This window comes from Patescibacteria group bacterium (assembly GCA_038065255.1).
Classification (GTDB): Bacteria; Patescibacteriota; Patescibacteriia; order JACQRZ01; family JACQRZ01; genus JBBTRI01.
On record JBBTRI010000017.1, the window covers coordinates 34,554 to 35,829 of the forward strand.

The window sequence follows — 1,276 nt, forward strand, 5'->3', positions numbered from 1 at the left end:
GGGATATTTTTTGATGATAGATCAACAAGAATCAAATGATTATCTGTTCCGCCGGATACAAGCGTGAACCCCTTCGAGAGGAGATGCTCTGCAAGGGCTTTTGCATTTTTTACAATCTGTGCAGCATAGTCTTTAAATTCAGGTTGTGCTGCTTCGTGGAGCGCTACGGCAATTGCAGCCGTTTGGTGATCGTGGGGGCCTCCTTGGAGGCCGGGGAAAACAGCACGATCAATAAGTGTGGGTAAATACTTGCGCGATCGTTCCGGCGGCGGCTTCAGAAAGTTGCTTTCTTCTCCGTTGCACAGAATCATGGCGCCACGGGGTCCGCGGAGCGTTTTGTGCGTTGTCGTTGTGATGACATCTGCATATCCGACCGGAGAAGGATGGACTCCGCCGACAATAAGACCTGTTACATGCGAAATGTCCGCAACAAGGTAGGCATCTATGCTTTTTGCAATTTCGGCGAATTTGGCAAAATCAAAGATGCGCGGATAGGCGGTTGCCCCGACAAAGAGAAGTTTTGGTTTTTCTTCACGAGCAATCCGTGCGATTTCATCATAATCAAGATACCCGTCTTTGCCGGAGGGGTATTGGACGGCGGTGTAGTATTTTGCAGAAAAATTCACTTTCCAGCCGTGCGTAAGATGTCCGCCGTAGAGGAGGTGCATGCCCATGAGTTTTTCGCCTGGTTCCAGAAGTGCAAAACACACAGCCTGATTGGCAGGTGAGCCAGAATAGGGTTGGACGTTGGCATGGGTGACGCCAAAAAGTATCTTTGCCCGTTCGATTGCGAGCGTTTCGATTTGGTCAACAAACTCTTGTCCGCCGTAATAGCGTTTGCCGGGGTACCCTTCCGAGTATTTATTGGTGCCGATTGATCCAAGAGCTTCGAGCACTGCTGGCGAAACAATATTTTCTGACGGTATGAGCTCGAGTCCCTGTTGTTGGCGCAGAAGTTCTTGTTGGAGGAGTGAGGCAATATCCGGATCGGTCTGATGGAGAGTCTTCATAGTAATTGAGAGTGAGAAAGATTAAGTATTTGCAGTATAAAGCGTTTTGAGGCAGTCTGCAATATATTAAAATCTTGACTGGATGTGGTATATCTCGTAAGGTAGAAGTCTGACGAGAAAATGGCAAAAACAACCAGTTCTTTATATGTACAGCCGAGCATGCAACCTCTTGTTTTGGAGTGGTTCCGCCCTATGCTTAACAGACTTGCGCTTCTCAATGATGCACTCATCCCGTTTTCTACCCGCGCGCAGCACCCGCTGACATG

At 48.4% G+C, this 1,276-nt stretch carries 1 protein-coding gene; it reads right to left on the reverse strand.

The genetic code is table 11. The annotated features are described in order from the left end of the window. Window positions 1-1,010: serine hydroxymethyltransferase (gene glyA, locus AAB400_04195; GenBank protein ID MEK7649080.1), on the reverse strand; the 1,010-nt coding region annotated here is incomplete at its 3' end. Between the last annotated feature and the right edge of the window lie 266 nt (window positions 1,011-1,276).